The sequence below is a fragment of the uncultured Piscinibacter sp. genome (genome assembly GCF_937952055.1).
Classification (GTDB): domain Bacteria; phylum Pseudomonadota; class Gammaproteobacteria; order Burkholderiales; family Burkholderiaceae_C; genus Piscinibacter.
This window is the reverse complement of record NZ_CALFYO010000025.1, coordinates 199,381-218,880: the sequence shown is the minus strand read 5'-3', so window position 1 is coordinate 218,880 and position 19,500 is coordinate 199,381. Positions and strand designations below refer to the sequence as shown.

The following is a 19,500-nucleotide window of genomic DNA, read 5'->3' as shown; positions in this document are numbered from 1 at the left end:
ATGAAGCGATGGCTGCCCATGCTCGCACTGCTGCTCGCCGGCTGCGGCGGCGGAATCTACATCGGCTGGGGCGACTGGAACGACGACGGCGCGCCCTCGGTGAGCATCACCACGGCGCAGACCGGCGTCGCCGCCGGCGGCGTGCTGCACGTGGTGGCGGCGGCGTCCGACGACGGCAGCGGCATCGACAGCGTGGCGTTCTACCGGCTCGATGGCGGCGTCGCGGTGCGGCTCGGCAGCGACGGCAGTGAACCCTACGAATGGGACGTGGTGGCGCCCGCCGACGGACGCACGACACTGAGCGTGTTCGCCCGCGCCCGCGACGGTGCGGGCAACGAGGCCGACAGCGCCCTGCTGACGGTCATGGTCACCCCCTGAGCGCGCGCCGCCGCTTCAGCTGGCCTCGTCGAGCACGCGCAGGATCTCGCCCCCGTAGGCCTCGAGCTTCTTCGCGCCGACACCGCTGATGCCGCCGAGCTCGCCGAGCGACGCGGGCCGGCTGCGCGCCATCTCGGCCAGCGCGGCGTCGTGGAACACCACGTAGGCGGGCAGGTTGTGTTCGCGTGCCACCTCGGCGCGCCAAGCCTTCAGTGCGGCATAGCGGCGCTGGCCGTCGGCATCGAGCGCGATCGGCGTGGGCTTCTCCTTCGTGCCGCCGCCGGCGCGGGCGCCACGCGAGCCGCGACCCCGCGCCGGCGCCTCGCTCGGCACGCGCAGCAGCAGCGTCACCTCGCCCTTGAGCACCTCGCGCGCGCTCGGCGTCAGCTCCAGCGTGTTGTATTCGCCCTCGGTGCGCAGGTGCCCGAGCGCGATCAGCTGGCGCAGCACGCCGCGCCACTGCGTTTCCGACAGGTCGGCGCCGATGCCGAAGGTGGAGAGCTGGTCGTGACCGTACTGCGCCACCTTGTCGGTGGCCTTGCCGCGCAGCACGTCGATCAGGTGGCCGGCGCCGAAACGCTGGCCGCGCTGCTGATGGAAGCGGTAGACGCAGGACAGCGCCTTGCGCGACGCCTCCGTCGCGTCCCAGGTCGCCGGCGGATGCAGGCAGTTGTCGCAGTTGCCGCAGGGCGCGCTGCGCTCTCCGAAGTAGGCGAGCAGCCGCACGCGCCGGCAGTCGTGCGCCTCGGCCAGCGCCAGCAGCGCGTCGAGCTTGGCCCGCTGGCCGCGCTTGAACTCCTCCTCGGCCGGGCTGTCGTCGATCATGCGGCGCTGGTTCACCACGTCCGCCAGGCCGTAGGCCATCCAGGCATCGGCCGGCGCGCCGTCGCGGCCGGCGCGGCCGGTCTCCTGGTAGTAGCTCTCGATGTTCTTCGGCAGGTCGAGGTGGGCGACGAAGCGCACGTCGGGCTTATCGATGCCCATGCCGAATGCGATGGTGGCCACCATCACGACGCCGTCCTCGCGCAGGAAGCGGTCCTGGTGGCGGCGGCGCACCTCGGCATCCAGGCCCGCGTGGTAGGGCAGCGCGGCGACCCCCTCGTCGTTCAGCCACGCTGCGGTCTCCTCGACCTTCTTGCGGCTCTGGCAGTAGACGATGCCGGCGTCGCCTTCATGCTCGTCGCGGATGAAGCGCAGCAGCTGGCGGCGCGCGTCGTCCTTCTCGACGATCGCATAGCGGATGTTCGGGCGGTCGAAGCTGCTGATGAAGACCTTGGCCGACTGCAGCTGCAGCCGCTCGATGATGTCGGCGCGCGTCAGCTCGTCGGCGGTGGCGGTCAGCGCGATGCGCGGCACATCCGGCCAGCGCTGGTGCAGCACGTTCAGGCCGAGGTAGTCCTCGCGGAAGTCGTGGCCCCACTGGCTGACGCAGTGCGCCTCGTCGATCGCGAACAGGCTGAGCAGGCCGCGCTCGTGCAGCGACTCGAGCTGCGCCAGCATGCGCGGCGTGGTGATGCGTTCCGGCGCGGCGTACAGCAGCACGAGGCGGCCGGACATCATTTCGCGCTCGATCTTCTGTGTCTCCTCCAGCGTGAGCGTCGAGTTGAGGAAGGCGGCATGCACGCCGGCCTCCTCCAGCGCGCCGACCTGGTCGTGCATCAGCGCGATCAGCGGGCTGACGACGATGGCCACGCCCTGCTCGCGGCGGTGGCGCACGATCGCCGGCACCTGGTAGCACAGGCTCTTGCCGCCGCCGGTGGGCATCAGCACCAGCGCGTCGCCGCCGGCGCTGACGTGCTCGACGATGGCGGCTTGCTGGCCGCGGAAGGCCGGGTAACCGAACACCTGCTGCAGCACCTCCACCGGCGCGGCGCGAGAGGCAGGGGCGAGGGCGGCTTCGAAGACGGTCACGGCGGGCTGGGGGAGTGTGTCGCGATTGTCGCCGCTCGCGCCCGACGGTCCGGCCGCACCTGGAAGGGGGAACTCGCGGTCTCCCCCGAAGCACCCCGCGGCGAGGGATCGAACCCCGGTGGGCGCAGGACGGATAATCCCGCCACACCAGCCCCGAACCCCCATCCCGAGCGGAGAGCGCCATGGCCTCGTTGAACAAAGTCCAGATCATCGGCAACCTCGGCCGCGACCCCGAGGTGCGCTACACGCCCAACGGCAACGCGGTCTGCAACGTCAGCGTGGCCACCACGCGGCAGTGGAAGAACAAGGACTCCGGCGAGCGCCAGGAAGAGACCGAATGGCACCGCGTGGTCTTCTATGACCGCCTGGCCGAGATCGCCGGTGAGTACCTGAAGAAAGGCCGCTCGGTCTACGTCGAGGGCCGCCTGAAGACGCGCAAGTGGACCGACAAGGAAGGCAAGGATCAGTACACCACCGAGATCATCGCCACCGAGATGCAGATGCTCGGCGGCCGCGAGGGCATGGGTGGCGGTGCCGGTGACGACCGTGGCGAGGACTACGGCGGTGGCGGCGGTGGGCAGCGCCAGGCCCCGGCGGCGCGCCCTGCGGCGGGCAAGCCCGCCTCGAAGCCGGCCACCGGCTTCGACAACATGGACGACGACATTCCGTTCTAGACCGGCGGCGGTGATCCACGCGATCGGCTGCCGCGACGTGACCGCGGTCGCCGACGTGCTTGCCGACAAGCCTTTCACGCTGGGCGATTCGCCCACGTCGCTGGACGCGACGGTCCATGCCTTCCTGGCCAACCTGCTGTGGGCGCCGGTGGACTCGCCGATGCAGCGCCACGCGCGATCTCGGCCCACGCCGGAGGCCTACTGCCAGCGCATGAAGGCGCGCTACTTCGCCTGAGTCGCCCGCACGGCCGCGGCCATCGCCGAGGCATCGTCGCGCCCGAGCGCGTCCAGACCCGCCGCCACGCCCGCGCGGTCGGCCACGCTGCGGTTCTGGCTGACCTTCCACTTGCCGACCAGCGTCTCGACCTCGATCTCGATGCCGACGATGGCCTTCAGCGTCGCCTCGATGTAGTCGCGCGGGGCGTCGTCCACCGCCCAGGGCTTGTCGCGCCCGGCCTCGTGCGTCGCCGTCAGCCGCGACACCAGCGCGTGCAGCCAGGCCGCGTCGTCGATCGCGCGCAGCCGGCCGCGTGCCTGCACCATGATGTAGTTCCAGGTCGGCACGACCTTGCCGTGCTCGGCCTTGCTGGCGTACCAGCCCGGGCTCACGTAGGCCTGCGGGCCCTGGAACACGACCAGCACCTGCGACCCCGCCGCCTCGCGCCACAGCGGGTTGGCGCGCGCCACGTGGGCGACCAGCGTACCGCGCGGCGCAGGGCTCGCGTCGACCAGGAAGGGGACGCTGTTCGCCTGCAGCCCGTCGCTGCCGTGCGAGACGAGCAGGCCGAGGGGGTGGGCGCGCATCAGCGCGTGCAGGACCTCGACGCGTGTTTCCTCGAAGTGGCGGGGCAGGTACATGTGCCGATTCTGCACCGCTCAGTGCAGCAGCGTCGCGGCGCCCGCCGCGCCGGGCAGGTGGCGTCTGTCGACCCGGCGCGCCGGCCAGGACAGGAATTCCGCGGCCGGCGTCGGCCTGCCCATGTGGTAGCCCTGCGCCTCGTCGCAGCGCAGGTCGCGCAACAGGTCCCAGGACTTCGCGTTCTCCACTCCCTCGGCCACCACGCTCAGTCCGAGGTTGTGCGCGAGGTCGATGGTGGAGCGCACGATCTTCGCGTCGTCGAGGTCGCGCTCCATGCTCATCACGAAGGACTTGTCGATCTTCAGTTCGTCCACCGGCAGCTTCTTCAGGTAGGCGAGCGACGAGTAGCCGGTGCCGAAAGTCGTCAATCGACAGTTTGAAGCCCATCGCCGAGAGCCGGTTCAGCGTGCCGAGCGCGCGCTTCGTTCATGGCTGCGCCTCCACCGCGAGCGTGAGTGTCTCTTGGGCCTCTCCGCTGCCGACCGTGATCAGCCTGCTCGATGCCGGCGTGCTGGCGGCGAGGGCCGGGTGCCAGCCGCTCAGCCGGTAGGCGCCGGCCGGCGCGGCGTCGATGCGCGCGATGCCGTCGGGCCCGCTGCGCGCGGACCAGGGCGTGTCGGCAACCACCACCCAGGCGGCCATGCGGTCGTGGATGTTGCAGCCGAGCACGGCGATGCCGGGTCGGTCGAACACGATGGGCGCCGCCGGCACACCGCTGTAGAGCTTCAGCTCGAATGTCTTGGCGGCGGAGAAGGAATAGACGTGGTGGCGGACCGCGTCGAAGTTCGGGAAGTGGACCTTGGTGCCGACGGTGACCAGCGTCACCCGTGGGTTGAACTGGCGCTTGGCCTGCGAGATCTCGACGTCGGGCAACGGCTTCACCGGTGCCTTGCCCGATGCCGGCTCGAGCAGCACCACGGCATCGGCCAGTGGCTTGCCGGCGGCGTCGGTCAGCGCCACCTGCAGCGACGCCGCGCAGGCCGGCGCGGCTGCGAGCGCTGCGGCGAGTCCGGTGGCGAGGCGGGTCGATGAACGGTGCATGGGTGAGCGCAGGCAAACAGGCCACTCCGCGATGTTGTGCTATCGGCCCGTTCACCGGCGATCTGAACCTCCGGGTCTCGTGCCGCATCTCACGACCGGGCACGATCTCGCGTCACCGATTACCGTTCCTCACCCCTGCGGCGGGCGTCGCTGGATAGCCTTTGTGCCCATGTGGAAGTCCTTCCTGCCCGTTCACCTGGGCCGTCTGTGCCTGGCGGCCCTGGTGGCCGGATGTGGGGGTGGCGGGGAAAGCACCGCGCCGGAGGGCCAGGCCGGCGCACCCGCGCCTGCACCCGCGCCTGCACCTGCACCTGCACCTGCACCTGCACCGCCCCCTTCCCAGGTCGACGCCACCTGCGGTCTGAGCGACTTTGCGGCGAGCGTGCTTGCCCGTGTCAATCAGCTGCGTGCCGCGGGGGCGAACTGCGGCATGCGCGGCAGCTTCGCGGCGGCCGGGCCGCTCGGATGGAGCACACAACTCACCGAGGCCGCCACCGGCCACTCGCTGGACATGTCGGCGAACAACTTCTTCTCGCACACCGGCTCCGGCGGCAGCACGCTGTCCAGCCGCGTGGATGCCACCGGCTACGGCTGGAGCGCACTGGGTGAGAACATCGCCGCCGGTCCGATGACGGTCAGCGCGGTGATCGACGGCTGGATGGCCAGCGACGGCCACTGCGCCAACATCATGAACCCGGACTTCACGCAGATCGGGCAGGCCTGCATGCTGGGCGGCCCGTCGAACACCTACCGCAGCTACTGGACGATGAACCTCGCGCGTCCACGCTGAGCATCACGCCAGGGCTTCGGCGATGACGCCGCCGCCGAGGCAGACCTCGCCCTGGTAGAGCACCGCCGACTGCCCCGGCGTGACGGCCCACTGCGGCTGCTCGAAGCGCAGCGTGAAGTCGCTGGCCGACATCGGCTCGAAGCGGCAGGGAGCATCCGCCTGCCGGTACCGCGTCTTCGCGCCGCAGTGTGCCGCCGCCGGCGGTGCGCCCGCGACCCAGCTCGCGTCGTCGGCGCGCAGCGCCTTCGACTGCAGCCAGGGGTGGTCATGGCCCTGCACGGCGTAGAGCGTGTTGGCGGCCAAGTCCTTGCGCGCCACGAACCAGGGCTCGTGCTCGCTGCCGCCCTTGGCGGCGCCACGCTCCTTCAATCCGCCGATGCCGATGCCCTTGCGCTGTCCGAGCGTGTAGAAGGACAGGCCGACATGCTCGCCGATCGTGCGGCCTCTGTCGTCCTTGATCGGACCGGGCTGGTTGGCCAGGTAGCGCTCGAGAAACTCGCGGAACGGCCGCTCGCCGATGAAGCAGATGCCGGTGGAGTCCTTCTTCTTCGCGTTGGGCAAGCCGATCTGCTCGGCCAGGCGCCTCACCTCGGTCTTGGGCAACTCGCCGACCGGGAACAGCGTCTTCGCCAGCTGGGCCTGATCGAGGCGGTGCAGGAAGTAGCTCTGGTCCTTCAGCGGATCCAGGCCCTTGAGCAGCTCGAAACGCCCTTCGCGCTCGCGCACCCGCGCGTAATGGCCGGTGGCGATCTTCTCCGCGCCCAGCCGCATCGCATGGTCGAGGAAGGCCTTGAACTTGATCTCGGCGTTGCACAGCACGTCGGGGTTGGGCGTGCGGCCAGCCTGGTACTCGCGCAGGAACTCGGCGAAGACGCGGTCCTTGTAGTCGGCGGCGAAGTTGACGTGCTCGATCTCGATGCCGATCACGTCGGCCACCGCAGCGGCGTCGACGAAGTCGACGTTGCTCGAGCAGTACTCGCTGTCGTCGTCGTCTTCCCAGTTCTTCATGAAGATGCCGAGCACCTCGTAGCCCTGCTCCTTGAGCAGCCAGGCGCTCACGGCGGAGTCGACCCCGCCGGACAGACCGACGACGACCCGCGTTTTCTTGCCCATGCTCGTGATTATCCTGTCCGGCGCGCGGCACACTCGCGGCATGGACGAGCAGGAACTGCAGCGCTGGATCGGTCGCCGCGAGACGCGGCGCGACGTATTCGGCGCCACGCCGCCGGCCGCCCTGGCGGCGACGCTGGACCACCCGCCGCGCGAGTGGCGGGCGGGCGCGCCGCTGCCGCCGCTGTGGCACTGGCTGTACTTCCTGCCGCTGCACCGCGCCAGCGAACTCGGGCCGGACGGTCACGCGAAGCTCGGCGGCTTCCTGCCGCCGCTGTCGCTGCCGCGGCGCATGTGGGCGGGCAGCCGCTTCGAGTTTGCGGGCATCCTGAGCGTGGGCGATGCAGCCGAGCGGGTTTCGACGATCGAGAACGTCGCGCTCAAGCACGGCCGCAGCGGGCCGCTGGCGTTCGTGACGGTGCGGCACGAGGTGTTCGCGAACGGCGCGGCCGCACCGGCGCTGTGCGAGTGGCACGACATCGTCTACCGCGCCGCGAGGCGGCCGGGCGACACCGAGCCGCCACCGCAGGCCGCGCCGGAAGGCGCCGAGTGGTCGCGCGAGCTCGTGCCCGACGATGTGCTGCTGTTCCGCTACTCGGCGCTGACCTTCAACGGCCACCGCATCCACTACGACCGCCGCTACGTCACCGAGGTCGAGGGCTACCCGGGCCTGGTGGTGCACGGCCCGCTGATCGCGACCTTGCTGCTCGACCTGCTGGGCCGCGAGATGCCGCTGGCGCAGCTCGCGAGCTTCTGCTTCAAGGCCTTGCGGCCGACCTTCGACGGACGCAACGTGCAGGTCAGCGGCCGGCGCGAGGGTGACACCGTGCGCCTGTGGGCGCAGGACCAAGACGGCTGGCTGACCATGGATGCCAGCGCCACCCTGAAGGCGTGAGCATGCTGCCGCTGCAAGGCATCACCGTCGTCGCCCTCGAGCACGCCATCGCGGCGCCCTTCGCGACGCGACAGCTCGCCGACCTCGGCGCCCGAGTCATCAAGATCGAACGCCCTGGCGCCGGCGACTTCGCGCGTGGCTACGACACGCGGGCGCGCGGCCTTTCGTCGCACTTCGTCTGGGTGAATCGCGCGAAGGAAAGCCTCACGCTGGACCTCAAGCATCCGCAGGCTGCCGCCGTGCTCGAGCGGCTGGTCGATCGCGCCGACGTGGTGGTGCAGAACCTCGCACCGGGCGCCGCCGAGCGGCTCGGCCTGGGCTGGGCGGCGCTGTCGGCGAAGAAGCCCACGCTGATCCTGTGCGACATCTCCGGCTATGGCAACGACGGCCCGCACCGCGACCGCAAGGCCTACGACCTGCTGATCCAGAGCGAAGCCGGCTTCCTGTCGGTGACCGGCACGCCCGAGGAGCCCTGCAAGGCCGGCATCGCCATCGCGGACATCGCGGCGGGCATGTACGCCTACTCGAACATCCTGGCTGCGCTGATCGAGCGCGGCCGCACGGGACAGGGCCGGCACATCGACGTGGCCATGCTGGAGTCGCTCGCCGAATGGATGGGCCACCCTCTCTACTACACGATGGACGGCGCCGAGCCGCCGCCGCGCAGCGGCGCGGCGCACGCCACGATCTACCCCTACGGCCCGTTCGCCACCGGCGACAGCGGCAGCGTGATGCTGGGCTTGCAGAACGAGCGCGAGTGGGTGGCCTTCTGCCGCACGGTGCTGCAGCGGCCGGCGCTGGCCGAGGAGCCACGTTTCGCCGGCGCAGCAGCGCGAAGTGCGGCGCGCGGCGAGCTGCGCGGCCTCATCGAGGACGTGCTGCGGACGCTGGACACGGAGCAGGTGCTGGCACGACTGGACGAGGCTCAGATCGCCAACGCCCGCGTGCACACGATGGCGGGTCTGTGGTCACATCCTCAGCTGCGCCAGCGCGGCCGCTGGCGCGAGATCGACACGCCGGCCGGCATGCTGCCGGCGCTGCTGCCGCCCGGGCGCGACGATGCCCGCCTCGATCCGGTGCCGGCCCTCGGCGAGCACAGCGACGCGATCCTGGCCGAGCTGGGTTTCGACGCCACCGCGCTGCGCGTGTCCGGCGCCGTCTGATCAGGCCCGCTTGATCTCCGGCGCGTACACGGTCGGATCGGTGGTGATCGCCGTCAGCGGCAGGCGCACGCCAGCGGCATGGTCCTCGATGCAGCGTTGCACCAGGCCGCTGCGGTGGCGCTCGCGGCTGGCGCGCACCTCCTCCAGGCTCATCCAGAGCGTCCGCACGATGCCTTCGTCCAGCGGGCGCGCCGGATCGGGCTCGCCGACCGTGCCGCCGAAGGCGAAGCGCACGTAGGTCACGTCCTCGTCCGAGGCCGGCCGCTGGAAGCGCGACAGGTAGACGCCCACCAGCCGGTCGGGCGTGAAGCGGCGGGAGGTCTCCTCCAGCGCCTCGCGCACCACGCCCTGCTGCGGGCTCTCGCCGGGGTCGAGGTGGCCGGCCGGGTTGTTGAGCTTCAGGCCCTCGGGCGTGTGCTCCTCGACGAGCAGGTAGCGGCCGTCGCGCTCGATGATGGCGGCCACGGTGACGCTCGGTTTCCAGCGTTCGGTCATGGCTGAGATGTTAGCCATGCACCGAATCGGGCCTGCCGGGGCGCGGAGAATGCCAGAATCCGCACAGAACAAGGACCGAGGAGCATCCCATGCTGATTGGAGTCCCGCTGGAAACAGCGGCTGGAGAGAAGCGCGTCGCCACCGTGCCCGAGGTGGTGGAGAAGCTGATCAAACTGGGGTTCTCGGTGGCCGTGCAAAGCGGCGCCGGAGCGGCGGCGAACTTCGGCGACGATGCCTACCGGGCGGTCGGCGCCGAGGTCGTGGCCAACGCCGCCGAGCTCTGGGCCAGGAGCGACATCGTCTTCAAGGTGCGCCCGCCGAGTCCGGAGGAAGTGGGGCTGCTGCGCGAAGGCGGCATGCTGATCGGCTTCGTCTGGCCGGCGCAGAACCCGGAACTGATGCAGCAACTGGCGGCGAAGAAGGCCACCGTGCTCGCGATCGATGCGTTGCCGCGCCAGCTCTCGCGTGCGCAGAAGATGGACGCCCTGACCTCGATGGCCGGCGTGAGCGGCTATCGCGCGGTGATCGAGGCGGCCAACGCCTTCGGCCGCTACTTCAACGGCCAGATCACCGCCGCGGGCAAGATTCCGCCGGCCAAGGTCTTCATCGCCGGCGCCGGTGTCGCCGGTCTGGCCGCGATCGGCACGGCGGCCGGCCTGGGCGCGATCGTGCGCGCCAACGACACGCGCGCCGAGGTGGCCGACCAGGTCGTCTCGCTGGGCGGCGAGTTCGTCAAGGTCGACTACGAAGAAGAAGGATCGGGCGGCGGCGGCTACGCCAAGGTGATGAGCGAGGGCTTCCAGGCCGCGCAGCGCGCGATGTACGCGCAGCAGGCCAAGGAATGCGACATCATCATCACCACCGCGCTGATCCCGGGCAAGCCGGCTCCGCGGTTGATCACCGCCGAGATGGTGCAGAGCATGAAGCCCGGCAGCGTGATCGTCGACATGGCCGCCGAGCAGGGCGGCAACTGCGAGCTCACCGAGCCCGGTCAGGCGGTGGTCAAGCACGGCGTCACCATCATCGGCTACACCGATCTCGCCAGCCGCCTCGCGCGCCAGTCGTCGACGCTGTACTCGACCAACCTGTTGCGCCTGACCGAGGAGCTGTGCAAGGCCAAGGACGGTGTCGCCAACGTCAACATGGAGGACGATGCGATCCGCGGCCTCACCGTGATCAAGGAAGGCACCGTCACCTGGCCGGCACCGCCGCTGAAGCTGCCCGCCGCGGCGCCCAAGCCCGCTGCCGCCGTGGCGGCCCCCGCGGCCAAGGGCCACGGCCATGGCGCGGGCGAGCCGATGTCGGCCAAGGCGCTGGCGACGACCTTCGGTGTGGGTGCGCTGGCGCTGCTGGTGGTCGGCCTGTTCGCGCCGGCCTCGTTCCTGTCGCACTTCACGGTGTTCGTGCTGGCCTGCTTCATCGGCTACATGGTGATCTGGAACGTCACGCCCTCGCTGCACACGCCGCTGATGAGCGTGACCAACGCGATCTCGTCGATCATCGCCATCGGCGCGCTGATCCAGATCGCGCCGCCGCTCGACGGCGCGGGGGCGGACCGGCCGTCGGGGCTGATCCTCGGCATGGCCGTGCTCGCGCTCGTGCTCACGGCCATCAACATGTTCGGCGGCTTCGCGGTGACGCGTCGCATGCTGGCGATGTTCCGCAAGTGAGGGCACGGACATGACCGCAAGTCTCGCTACCGTCGCCTACATCGGCGCCACCATCCTCTTCATCCTGAGCCTCGGAGGGCTCGCGAACCCGGAGACCGCGCGCCGCGGCAACCTGTTCGGCATGATCGGCATGGCCATCGCGGTGCTGGCCACCGTGCTCGGCCCTCGCGTCACGCCGGCCGGCTACGCCTGGATCGTCGGTGCGCTCGTCGTCGGCGGCAGCATCGGTCTGTTCGCCGCGAAGAAGGTGCAGATGACGCAGATGCCCGAGCTGGTCGCGTTGATGCACAGCCTGGTCGGCTTGGCGGCCTGCCTGGTCGGCTTCGCGAGCTACGTCGACACGTCGATCGTGTTCGCGACGCCGGCCGAGAAGACCATCCACGAGGGCGAGGTCTACATCGGCATCCTCATCGGCGCCATCACCTTCTCCGGTTCGGTGATCGCGTTCGGCAAGCTGTCGGGCAAGATCGGCGGCAAGCCGCTGCTGCTGCCCGCCCGGCACTGGCTGAATCTCGCCGCGCTGCTGCTCGTGATCTGGCTTGGCCGCGTGTTCCTGCAGGCCGAGACGATGCAGGCCGGCATGACGCCGCTGCTGGTGATGACGCTGATCGCGCTGCTGTTCGGCGTGCACATGGTCATGGCCATCGGCGGCGCCGACATGCCGGTGGTCGTCTCGATGCTCAACAGCTACTCGGGTTGGGCGGCCGCGGCCACCGGCTTCATGCTCAGCAACGACCTGCTGATCGTCACCGGTGCGCTGGTCGGCTCCTCGGGCGCGATCCTGTCGTACATCATGTGTCGGGCGATGAACCGCAATTTCATCAGCGTGATTGCCGGCGGCTTCGGCGGCGGGGCGCCGGCTGCGGCGGGTGCAGGCGGCGGCGCGGCACAGCCGGCCGGCGAAGTGACGGCCATCAGCGCGGCGGAAACTGCCGAACTGCTGAAGGAAGCGAAGAACGTCGTCATCGTGCCGGGCTACGGCATGGCGGTGGCGCAGGCCCAGCACGTGGTGTGCGAGATCACCAAGATCCTGCGCGCCAAGGGCGTCAACGTGCGCTTCGGCATCCACCCGGTGGCCGGACGCATGCCCGGCCACATGAACGTGCTGCTCGCCGAGGCCAAGGTGCCGTACGACATCGTGCTCGAGATGGACGAGATCAACGAGGACTTCCCGGAGACCGACGTGTCGATGGTGATCGGCGCCAACGACATCGTGAACCCGGCGGCCCAGGAAGACCCGACCAGCCCCATCGCCGGCATGCCCGTGCTGGAGGTCTGGAAGGCCAAGACCTCGATCGTGATGAAGCGCAGCATGGCCTCCGGCTACGCCGGCGTCGACAACCCGTTGTTCTACAAGGAGAACAACCGCATGCTGTTCGGCGACGCGAAGAAGATGCTCGACGAGGTGCAGGCGGCGCTGAACAGCTGAGTGACCTCAGGCGCCGGCCCCGGCCAGCGCGGCGGGCAGGTCGGCGCGCCTGGGCAGGCCGTCCATGTCGCCGACCACCTGGATCACCTGGGCGCCGACCCAGTTGCCGCGTGCCACCGCCGTCGGCCAGTCCAGCCCCTGCAGCCGGCCGCTGATGACGCCGGCGGCGAAGGCATCGCCGGCGCCGACCGTGTCGACGACCGTCTCCACCCTCACGCCGGGCACGCGGCCCGAGCCCTCGGCCGTGCGCCAGTAGGCGCCTTCGGCGCCCAGCTTGATCGTCACCGCGCGGGCGCCGCGAGCGAGGTAGAACGCGGCGATCTCCTCCGGCGTGTCCAGCCCGGTCAGCGTGCGGCCTTCGGCAATGCCCGGCAGCACCCAGTCGGCCAGGCCGGCCAGGCGGTTGAGTTGCCCGGCCATCGCCTCGTGGCTGGGCCACAGCCTCGGCCGCAGGTTGGGGTCGAAGGAGATGCTGCGGCCGGCCGCGCGCATCGCCTTCATCGCATGCTCGACCAGATCGGCGCAGCCCTGCGACAGCGCCGGCGTGATGCCCGTCACGTGCAGGTGTCTGGCGGCGACGAAGCGCCCCGCATCGAAGTCGGCGATCGACAAGGCGCTGGCTGCCGAGCCGCGTCGGAAGTACTCGACCACCGGGTCCTGGCCGTCGAGGGCGCGCGACTTGAGCATGAAGCCGGTCGGGCGCGCGGCATCGGTGACGACCGCGCTGCAGTCGATGCCCTCGGCTTCGAGCGAGCGGCGGATGAAGGCGGCGAAGGAGTCTGCGCCGAGCCGGCTGAGCCAGGCGACCTTCAGACCCAGGCGTGCGAGGCCGACGGCGACGTTGGTCTCTGCGCCGGCGACGATTTTCGTGAAGGTGGCCGCCGCGTCCAGCGGGCCGGGTTCCTGTGCGGCGAACGAGACCATGGTCTCGCCGAGCGTGATCACGTCGAGGGTCGCGGTGGTCGTCATAGCGGCGAGGCTACGCCGAGGCGTGCGCTCCACGAGCGCATCTCGGCCGCCAGGCCGGGTTCGATGGGGATGCCGTCGATGCGGCGCCGTGCCTCGGCCGCGAGCTCCGGGTCGCCCGGCATGCGCGGCGAGCCTGGTTCGGCGGCCAGCGTGCGCGCCATCTGCTCGACGGTGGCGGCGAACATCGGCCCGCCGGCGAAGCGCATCGGGTCGAGCGCGACGAAGAACGCGCCGAGGCGGCGCGGCCGCTCCAGCTCGGCGTACATCGGGCCGATCTGCGGACCGAAGGGGTTGCCGTGCAGCGGCCCGCACAGCAGCTCGACGATCAGCGCCAGACCGTAGCCCTTGTGGCCATAGTCGGTGCCACCCAGCGGGCGCAGCGCGTGGGCGGTCTGCGCATCGGTGGTGTCCTGGCCGTCCTGGTCCACGGCCACGCCGGACGGAATCGCCGCTCCTTCGCGCCTGGCGTTCATGACACGGTTCCAGGGGATCGAGGTGGTGGCCATGTCCAGACAGACCGGCTCCGAACCCTCGCGCGGGAAGGCCAGCGAGATCGGGTTGGTGCCGAGGAACGGCCGGTGCCCGCCGAACGGTGCGGCGATCTTGTCCGAGTGCGTGAAGGCCATGCCGATCAGTCCCTCGCGCGCCGCCGCGCGGCTGTACAGGCCGACCGCGCCGCAGTGCGAGGAGTCGCTCACGCCGACTGCGCCGATGCCGTTCTCGCGCGCCAGCTCCATGGCCACGCGGTTGGCACGGTGCGCGACGACGATGCCGAGCCCGCGGTCGCCTGCCACCTGCGCGGTGGCCGCGCCGCTGCGCGTGACGACGAGCTGCGGCCTCGCATTGACCGACCCGTGCGCGAGGCGGTTGAGGTAATGCGTGAGCCTGGCGATGCCGTGCGAGTCGATGCCCCACAGGCTGGTCTGCACCAGGCTGTCGGCCAGGCAGCGGGCGTCGTCCTGTGGCACGTCGAAGTGGCCCAGGCATTCGATCGCCCAGCGCCTGAGCGGGTCGGCGCCGACGCGCGCCAGGTCTGTGCTCATCTGGGGAGGCCTCCGGTGTCGACGTAGCGCTGGCGCAGTCGCTCCAGCCCTTCGCGGTAGGACTGCGCGTCGCCGAACTCGAAGAAGCGCGGATAGCGGTCGTGCGCGGCGACGATGCGCCGGGCGTGCTTGATCGGGCACCAGTACTGCTCGGTGCGCGCGACCACCTCTCGCGCGTAGGCGGCCACGCCATTGGCGTAGGAGCAGTAGAAGCAGATGAAGCGCTCGATCGCGTTCAGGTAGGGCAGGTCCCCACGGTCGAACTGGAGGTAGTCGCCGCGCCGCGCCGTCGGGATGCCGTAGATCGGGAAGCACAGGCGCTGGTAGACGGTGACGAAGAGGTCCAGCAGCGCGAACGGCAGGAAACCGGCGTAGACCAGCGGTGCGCTCAACGCGACGCTCAGCCGGCTGGCGCGCAGGTAGCGCCACAGCCCGATGCGGTGCTGGCGCTGGCGCTGCAGCACCTCGCGGGCGAAGCGCACCCGGTTGCTCTCGATGGCGAACTCGATCTCCTGGCGCTTCTTGGCGAACTCGCCCTGCAACTCCCCTTCCAGCGCGCGCATGCGGGCCAGAAGGTCGTCGATCGTGGTGGTCATGGGGCCGGTCCTCCAGCGTGGCTGCCAAGCCGGGAAGAGCGGCATGCCGCAGTGTGCCAGTCGGCCCGCGGCCATCAGCTCAGGGCCTCGAGCGTGGCGCGCACGCCGCGTCCGCGCAGCGCGGCGGCGTGCGCGGCGACGGCCGCGACCCAGCGCCCTTCACCGGCGAGATCGCCGAACACCGGCGCGAAACGGCACAGCGCGACGATGGCGGCTGCGGCATCGCCGGCGCCTGCCGCGCATCGCGCCAGCTCGGTGGCCTTCGGGTCGTCGATCGGATAGCCCTGCCCGGATTCGTCGACCCCGCGCAGGAAGTGCAGCCAGGCCGCCACGGCCAGCGCCAGGCGGTCGAACGACGCGCCGGCAGCGAGCCGGTCGCGCACTGTGCCGAGCAGCCGCTGCGGCAGCTTCTGCGAGCCGTCCATGGCGATCTGGCGCGTCTGGTGCGCCAGCGCGGGGTTGGCGAACCGTGCGAGCAGGCGCTCGCGATAGGCGGACAGGTCCACGCCGTCGACGCCGCGCAGCGTCGGCTCGATCTCCTCGCGCATCATCGCCTCGACGAAGCGGCGCAGCGCCGGCTCGCGGATGGCACGGTCCACCGTGGCCCAGCCGGCGACGACGCCGAGGTAGGCGATGGTCGAATGGCTGCCGTTGACCATGCGCAGCTTGAGCTTCTCGAATGGCTCGGCGCGTTCGACGAAGCGCGCGCCGCCGGCCGCCCAGTCGGGCCGGCCGGCGGCGAAGTCATCCTCGATCGCCCAGTCGAAGAAGGGCTCGGCCACCACCGGCGCGGCGTCGTCCTCGCCGAGGGCTGCCGAGATGCGCACGCGGTCGGCGTCGGTGCTGCGCGGCACGATGCGGTCGACCATGGTGTCCGGGAAGCGGCATGCCCCGGCGATCCAGTCGGCAAGGGGGGCGTCCACTGTTCGCGCGACCGCGAGCACGAGGCCGCGCAGGGTGTTGCCGTTGCTCGGCAGGTTGTCGCAGGACAGCAGGGTCAGCGGGCCCAGGCCGCGCGCGCGCCGGCGCGCCAGGCCGTGCACGATGAAGCCGAGCGCCGTGCGCGGTGCGGCCGCCTGCGCGAGGTCGTGGGCGATGTCCGGGTCGTCGCGCCGCAGCGCGCCGGTCGCCGGTTCGTGGTGATAGCCCTTCTCGGTGACGGTGAGGCTGACGATGCGCGTGTTCGGGTCCGCGATCGCCTCGAGCACCGCGCCTGGCTGTTCCGGCGCGACGAGCAGGCGCGTCAGCGCGCCCATCACCTGGCGCGACTCGCGCGGCTGCCCCTGCGCGTCGGCATCGCGCAGCGCCAAGGTGTAGGCGAAGTGCTGCGGCGCCAAAGCGTCGCGCACCGCCGGACTGCGCAGCGACACGCCGGTGACGCCCCAATGGCGATCGCCGCCGGCCAGCATCGCCGCCTCGGTGGCCGGGATCAGATGGGCGCGGGCGAAGGCGCCCAGGCCCAGGTGCACGATGCCGTTGAGCAGCCCGTTGCGATCGAGCCGGGCGCGATCTACCAGTGCCACAGCGTGCCGTCGTGCTGCTGCCGGTTCACCGGCAGGTAGGCGCGCTGGTAGGGGTACTTCGCCGCCAGCGCCTCGTCGATCTCCACGCCATGGCCGGGCACCTCGCCGGGGTGCAGGAAGCCGTCCTGGAAGGTGTAGGCGTGGGGGAACACCGCATCGGTCTCGTCCGTGTGGCGCATGTACTCCTGGATGCCGAAGTTGGGCACCCACAGGTCGAAGTGCAGCGCCGCGCCCATGCACACCGGCGACAGGTCCGTCGCGCCGTGGCTGCCGGTGCGCACCTGGTACAGCGCCGCCAGGTCCGCGATGCGGCGCAGGTGCGTGATGCCGCCGGCGTGCACCACGGTCGCCCGGATGTAGTCGATCAGCTGGTTCTGGATCAGGTCCTTGCAGTCCCACACGGTGTTGAACACCTCGCCCACGGCCAGCGGCGTGGTGGTGTGCTGGCGGATCAGTCGGAACGCGTCCTGATTCTCGGCCGGCGTGGCGTCCTCCATCCAGAACAGGCGGTACGGCTCCAGGTCCTTGCCGAGACGCGCCGCCTCGATCGGCGTGAGGCGGTGGTGCACGTCGTGCAGCAGGTGGATGTCGGGGCCGACCGCGCCGCGCACCGCCTCGAACAGCTGCGGCGTGTGGCGCAGGTATTTCTCGGTCGACCAGTCGTGCTCGCTCGGCAGGTCGGCGTCGGCCGGCTCGTAGAACATCGTGCCGCGGCCCACGCCGTAGACCTTCTCCAGCCCCGGCACGCCGCTCTGCGCGCGGATCGCCTTGTAGCCCTGCTCCTTGTAGCGCAGCACCTCCTCGACGGTCTGCGCGATGTCGCGGCCGTTGGCATGGCCGTACACCATCACGCCGGTGCGGCTGGCGCCGCCGAGCAGCTGGTACAGCGGCAGGCCGGCAGCCTTGGCCTTGAGGTCCCACAGCGCGGTGTCGACGGCGGCGATCGCGCTCATCGTCACCGGCCCGCGCCGCCAGTAGGCACCGCGGTAGAGGTACTGCCAGATGTCCTCGATCTGGTGCGCGTCGCGCCCGATCAGGCAGGGGATGACGTGGTCCGTCAGGTAGCTGGCCACCGCCAGCTCGCGGCCGTTGAGCGTGGCGTCGCCCAGGCCGGTGAGACCCTGGTCGGTCTCGATCTTCAGGGTGACGAAGTTGCGGCCCGGGCAGCAGACGATGACACGGGCAGCGGTGATCTTCATGGGCGGCAGTGGTCAAGTGGTCAGGCCAATTCTGGTCGCCCGGCGCGGCCGCTCCCATTCGCGTTTTCCTTGAGCCGGGGCCATCGCCGCTTGCCCTGGCCGGTCCCCGCAGGCACAGTCGCCACGGTCGATCCGACAGTGCGAGGAGAAGACCATGTCGATCCGCTGGCTCATCGTCATCCTGCTGACCCTGGGAAGCGCGGACGGAGCGCGGGCGCAGGCCTGTGACGAGCCCGGCGCACAGGGCCAGGGGGCGGACCTGATCGCACAAGGCGGGCGCCTGTACGACAAGTGGTGGGCGGTCTGCGGCCTGCCCGAGCCGAAGGACACCCACCCGGCCTATCCCGCGACGGGCAAGCAGAAGGGCGGTGCGACGTGGCGCTGCAAGGAATGCCACGGCTGGGACTACCGAGGCAACGAGGGCGCCTACGGCAAGGGCTCGCATGCCACCGGGATCGGCGGCATCCGCCGCCATGCCGGGGGTGACGAGGCTGCCATCGTGGCGATCCTGCGCAACTCGACGCATCGATTCGACGCCGTGCTGCCGGGAGCGAGCCTGGAACGCATCGCCCGGTTCGTCAGCCGCGGACAGGTCGACGCGGGCCGTCGCATCGACGCAGCCACGAAGAAGGTCGATGCCCGGCCCGCCCTGGGGAAGGCGCTCTTCGAGCGGCGCTGTGCCGTCTGCCACGGCGCGAAGGGCCGGGCCCTCAATTTCTCCGGGCAGGCCGGCGACGCCGAGTACCTGGGGACGATCGCGGTCGACAACCCCTGGGAGCTTCTGCACAAGATCCGCAACGGGCAGCCTGGTGCCGTGATGGACGAACCCCGCCTGCGCGCGGCGGCGGCAGACCCCGACGGGGGGGCGGGCGGAATGATGGGGCGGGGGCACATGCGCCGCCACATGCTCGAAGGGCGCGCCATGCCATCGATGCGCGAGCGGCTCTCGCTCGAGCAACAGCTCGACCTGCTCGCCTACCTGCAGACCTTGCCGGTGCGCTGAGCGGCTGCCGGCGGCGTGGCTCAGCGCAGCGGGATCGGTGTGGCGCGGTCGACCGGCACCGCGGTGACGCCGTTCTGCGGCGAACCCTCGATGACGCGGTCGGAGTAGGTCAGGTAGACCAGCGTGTTGCGCGCCTTGTCGACCATGCGCACCACGCGCAGCTTCTTGAAAACCAGCGAGATGCGTTCGCTGAACATCTCGTCCTGCTGGCGCAGCGGTCTTGGGAAGGCGATCGGTCCGGTCTGGCGGCAGGCGATGGAGGCTTCGGACTTGTCCTCGGCCAATCCGAGGCCGCCCTTGATGCCTCCGGTCTTGGCCCGCGACACGTAACAGGTGACGCCGGTCACGTCGGGGTCATCGTAGGCATCGACCACGATCTTGTGGTCTGGACCGATCCACTTGAAGACCGTGTCGACTTCGCCGATCGGTTCGGCGTGCGCGCCGGCGGCGGCGGCGAGCGCCACCCAGGGCAGGAATCTGTTCATCGTCTTGGCTCCGTGGTCACGGGGCCGAGACTACCCGAGCCGGTGTCGGGCGCCTGCTTCAGACGATGGTGCGGGCCAGGGCGACCAGCCCGATCGCGCTGACGATGCACAGTACCAGGGCCCAGTTCGGCATCTGGCCCTTCGGTGCGGGGGGCATGCGGTGACGAATCCTGTCGTTCATGTGATTTCCGGTCACCTGGCACGCCACAAATGGGCCTCTTTGCCGGGGATCCGGTCCTGCAAGCTTCGAATGAACAACGTGCAGCG

The 19,500-nt window shown here is 70.6% G+C and carries 20 protein-coding genes and 1 pseudogene; 9 read left to right on the top strand and 12 right to left on the bottom strand.

The genetic code is table 11. The annotated features are described in order from the left end of the window. Entirely contained in the window at window positions 1-378 is a 378-nt protein-coding gene (locus Q0599_RS21110) for an Ig-like domain-containing protein (protein ID WP_298834010.1), read from the top strand. A 15-nt stretch (window positions 379-393) separates the two neighbouring features. On the opposite strand, the gene recQ is transcribed toward Q0599_RS21110, so the two are convergent. After that, window positions 394-2,289 (bottom strand): DNA helicase RecQ, encoded by a 1,896-nt coding sequence (gene recQ, locus Q0599_RS21105; RefSeq protein WP_298834007.1) that lies wholly within the window; start codon window positions 2,287-2,289, stop codon window positions 394-396. A gap of 182 nt (window positions 2,290-2,471) precedes the next feature. Here recQ and Q0599_RS21100 point away from each other — a divergent pair, with 182 nt between their 5' ends. Together Q0599_RS21100 and Q0599_RS21095 are read left to right on the top strand one after the other, a co-directional pair. Next, window positions 2,472-2,963 carry a single-stranded DNA-binding protein gene (locus Q0599_RS21100; RefSeq protein ID WP_298834004.1) on the top strand — a complete coding sequence of 164 codons (492 nt, stop codon included), beginning with the start codon at window positions 2,472-2,474 and terminating at the stop codon, window positions 2,961-2,963. A gap of 10 nt (window positions 2,964-2,973) precedes the next feature. Next, complete coding sequence (locus Q0599_RS21095) at window positions 2,974-3,198, top strand: glutathione S-transferase C-terminal domain-containing protein (protein WP_298834001.1); 225 nt, start codon at window positions 2,974-2,976, stop codon at window positions 3,196-3,198. On the opposite strand, the gene Q0599_RS21090 is transcribed toward Q0599_RS21095, so the two are convergent. The 3 genes and pseudogenes from Q0599_RS21090 to Q0599_RS21080 all read right to left on the bottom strand — a co-directional run bounded on the left by Q0599_RS21090 (window position 3,186) and on the right by Q0599_RS21080 (window position 4,863). After that, window positions 3,186-3,821 (bottom strand): FMN-binding negative transcriptional regulator, encoded by a 636-nt coding sequence (locus Q0599_RS21090; RefSeq protein WP_298833998.1) that lies wholly within the window; start codon window positions 3,819-3,821, stop codon window positions 3,186-3,188. The genes Q0599_RS21095 and Q0599_RS21090 overlap by 13 nt on opposite strands. A gap of 18 nt (window positions 3,822-3,839) precedes the next feature. Then, window positions 3,840-4,227 (bottom strand): annotated as a pseudogene (locus Q0599_RS21085) (EAL domain-containing protein); the annotation flags it as partial. A 21-nt stretch (window positions 4,228-4,248) separates the two neighbouring features. Beyond that, complete coding sequence (locus tag Q0599_RS21080) at window positions 4,249-4,863, bottom strand: methylamine utilization protein (protein ID WP_298833995.1); 615 nt, start codon at window positions 4,861-4,863, stop codon at window positions 4,249-4,251. Window positions 4,864-5,245: 382 nt separating this feature from the next. Here Q0599_RS21080 and Q0599_RS21075 point away from each other — a divergent pair, with 382 nt between their 5' ends. Further along, a complete protein-coding gene (locus tag Q0599_RS21075) occupies window positions 5,246-5,653 on the top strand; it encodes a CAP domain-containing protein (protein ID WP_298833992.1) in 408 nt (135 codons plus the stop codon). Window positions 5,654-5,656: 3 nt separating this feature from the next. Here the strand turns inward: Q0599_RS21075 and mnmA are convergent, their stop codons facing one another. Further along, window positions 5,657-6,766 carry a tRNA 2-thiouridine(34) synthase MnmA gene (gene mnmA, locus Q0599_RS21070; protein WP_298833989.1) on the bottom strand — a complete coding sequence of 370 codons (1,110 nt, stop codon included), beginning with the start codon at window positions 6,764-6,766 and terminating at the stop codon, window positions 5,657-5,659. Between mnmA and Q0599_RS21065 the strand changes: the two genes are divergently transcribed. Both Q0599_RS21065 and Q0599_RS21060 read left to right on the top strand, forming a co-directional pair. After that, window positions 6,765-7,658 carry a MaoC family dehydratase N-terminal domain-containing protein gene (locus tag Q0599_RS21065; RefSeq protein ID WP_298833984.1) on the top strand — a complete coding sequence of 298 codons (894 nt, stop codon included), beginning with the start codon at window positions 6,765-6,767 and terminating at the stop codon, window positions 7,656-7,658. The genes mnmA and Q0599_RS21065 overlap by 2 nt on opposite strands. 2 nt (window positions 7,659-7,660) lie before the next feature. Further along, on the top strand, window positions 7,661-8,821 hold the full coding sequence (locus Q0599_RS21060) for a CaiB/BaiF CoA-transferase family protein (RefSeq protein ID WP_298833981.1): 1,161 nt from the start codon (window positions 7,661-7,663) through the stop codon (window positions 8,819-8,821). Here Q0599_RS21060 and Q0599_RS21055 read toward each other — a convergent pair whose 3' ends face one another. Beyond that, complete coding sequence (locus Q0599_RS21055) at window positions 8,822-9,316, bottom strand: NUDIX hydrolase (protein ID WP_298833978.1); 495 nt, start codon at window positions 9,314-9,316, stop codon at window positions 8,822-8,824. It lies immediately after the preceding gene. 89 nt (window positions 9,317-9,405) lie between these two features. Here Q0599_RS21055 and Q0599_RS21050 point away from each other — a divergent pair, with 89 nt between their 5' ends. Both Q0599_RS21050 and pntB read left to right on the top strand, forming a co-directional pair. Next, window positions 9,406-10,986 (top strand): Re/Si-specific NAD(P)(+) transhydrogenase subunit alpha, encoded by a 1,581-nt coding sequence (locus Q0599_RS21050; RefSeq protein ID WP_298833972.1) that lies wholly within the window; start codon window positions 9,406-9,408, stop codon window positions 10,984-10,986. Between the two features lie 10 nt (window positions 10,987-10,996). Then, window positions 10,997-12,415, top strand: a complete 1,419-nt coding sequence (pntB, locus tag Q0599_RS21045; RefSeq protein ID WP_298833969.1) for a Re/Si-specific NAD(P)(+) transhydrogenase subunit beta — start codon at window positions 10,997-10,999, stop codon at window positions 12,413-12,415. Between the two features lie 6 nt (window positions 12,416-12,421). Here the strand turns inward: pntB and Q0599_RS21040 are convergent, their stop codons facing one another. From Q0599_RS21040 to manD, 5 genes are all read right to left on the bottom strand, one after another. After that, entirely contained in the window at window positions 12,422-13,384 is a 963-nt protein-coding gene (locus Q0599_RS21040) for a sugar kinase (protein ID WP_298833966.1), read from the bottom strand. Next, window positions 13,381-14,427 (bottom strand): Ldh family oxidoreductase, encoded by a 1,047-nt coding sequence (locus tag Q0599_RS21035; protein ID WP_298833963.1) that lies wholly within the window; start codon window positions 14,425-14,427, stop codon window positions 13,381-13,383. Before Q0599_RS21035 ends, Q0599_RS21040 begins: the two co-directional genes overlap by 4 nt. Then, on the bottom strand, window positions 14,424-15,023 hold the full coding sequence (locus Q0599_RS21030; RefSeq protein WP_298833960.1) for a hypothetical protein: 600 nt from the start codon (window positions 15,021-15,023) through the stop codon (window positions 14,424-14,426). The genes Q0599_RS21035 and Q0599_RS21030 overlap by 4 nt, the downstream gene beginning before the upstream one ends. Window positions 15,024-15,097: 74 nt before the next feature. Then, window positions 15,098-16,546, bottom strand: a complete 1,449-nt coding sequence (locus Q0599_RS21025) for a mannitol dehydrogenase family protein (protein WP_298833957.1) — start codon at window positions 16,544-16,546, stop codon at window positions 15,098-15,100. Continuing rightward, window positions 16,534-17,745, bottom strand: a complete 1,212-nt coding sequence (manD, locus tag Q0599_RS21020) for a D-mannonate dehydratase ManD (RefSeq protein WP_298833955.1) — start codon at window positions 17,743-17,745, stop codon at window positions 16,534-16,536. The genes Q0599_RS21025 and manD overlap by 13 nt, the downstream gene beginning before the upstream one ends. A 154-nt stretch (window positions 17,746-17,899) precedes the next feature. Between manD and Q0599_RS21015 the strand changes: the two genes are divergently transcribed. After that, a complete protein-coding gene (locus tag Q0599_RS21015; RefSeq protein ID WP_298833952.1) occupies window positions 17,900-18,748 on the top strand; it encodes a c-type cytochrome in 849 nt (282 codons plus the stop codon). Window positions 18,749-18,768: 20 nt separating this feature from the next. On the opposite strand, the gene Q0599_RS21010 is transcribed toward Q0599_RS21015, so the two are convergent. Continuing rightward, window positions 18,769-19,233: a CreA family protein gene (locus Q0599_RS21010; RefSeq protein WP_298833949.1), complete on the bottom strand. Its 465-nt coding sequence runs from the start codon at window positions 19,231-19,233 to the stop codon at window positions 18,769-18,771. Window positions 19,234-19,500 lie beyond the last annotated feature (267 nt).